Below are 266 nucleotides of genomic sequence, written 5' to 3'. Positions count from 1 at the left end.
ACATGTCTTGCGGAAGTAGTTCAGTGGTAGAATACAACCTTGCCAAGGTTGGGGTCGCGGGTTCGAATCCCGTCTTCCGCTCCAATTTTCAATATGACATGCCGGGGTGGCGGAACAGGCAGACGCACAGGACTTAAAATCCTGCGGTGGGTGACCACCGTGCGGGTTCGACCCCCGCCCTCGGCACCATATGCGCCCGTAGCTCAATTGGATAGAGCGTTTGACTACGGATCAAGAGGTTAGGGGTTCGACTCCTCTCGGGCGCG

General features: G+C 57.1%; 3 tRNA genes. All 3 read left to right on the top strand.

The window, feature by feature from the left end:
• The first annotated feature begins 9 nt into the window (after positions 1 to 9).
• The 3 genes from ACS2FK_RS30595 to ACS2FK_RS30585 all read left to right on the top strand — a co-directional run bounded on the left by ACS2FK_RS30595 (position 10) and on the right by ACS2FK_RS30585 (position 266).
• A tRNA-Gly gene (locus ACS2FK_RS30595) sits at positions 10 to 84 on the top strand.
• 16 nt (positions 85 to 100) lie between these two features.
• Positions 101 to 189 (top strand) — tRNA-Leu (locus ACS2FK_RS30590).
• 3 nt (positions 190 to 192) lie between these two features.
• Positions 193 to 266: transfer RNA gene (locus ACS2FK_RS30585), tRNA-Arg, on the top strand.

Origin of the sequence: Bacillus cereus group sp. BceL220 (genome assembly GCF_051776965.1) — a bacterium.
Lineage (GTDB): Bacteria > Bacillota > Bacilli > Bacillales > Bacillaceae_G > Bacillus_A > Bacillus_A cereus.
The sequence above is the reverse complement of the archived record's forward strand: the minus strand, read 5'-3'. Positions and strand labels throughout refer to the sequence as shown.